Annotated in this window: 1 protein-coding gene; it reads right to left on the reverse strand. The window is 62.6% G+C overall.

Translation table 11 applies throughout. The features are described from left to right. Window positions 1-409: class I tRNA ligase family protein (locus tag R0J88_RS18875; protein WP_410900708.1), on the reverse strand; the 409-nt coding region annotated here is incomplete at both ends.

Consider the following 409-nt stretch of genomic DNA (forward strand, 5'->3'; position numbering starts at 1 on the left):
GGAACGCCAGCCGCGGCCGTCGATCCCCTGTTCGTTGGCCAGCACGGTCTGGTCGATGGGGTCCCAGTTCACGGTACCGTTCTTGCGGTAGATCACGCCTTTTTCGAACAGGCGGGTGAACAGCCACTGTTCCCAGCGGTAGTAGTCCGGCTTGCAGGTGGTGACCTCGCGGGACCAGTCCACCGCCAGGCCCAGGCTGCGCAGCTGGGTCTTCATGTAGGCGATGTTTTCGTAGGTCCACTTGGCGGGAGCCACGTTGTTTTTCATCGCGGCGTTTTCCGCCGGCATGCCGAAGGCGTCCCAACCCATGGGTTGCAGAACGTTCTTGCCTTGCATGCGCTGGTAGCGGGAGATCACGTCGCCGATGGTGTAGTTGCGCACGTGCCCCATGTGTAGCTTGCCGCTGGGG

This window comes from Pseudoalteromonas sp. SIMBA_162, assembly GCF_046535955.1.
Taxonomy (GTDB): Bacteria; Pseudomonadota; Gammaproteobacteria; order Enterobacterales; family Alteromonadaceae; genus Pseudoalteromonas; species Pseudoalteromonas marina.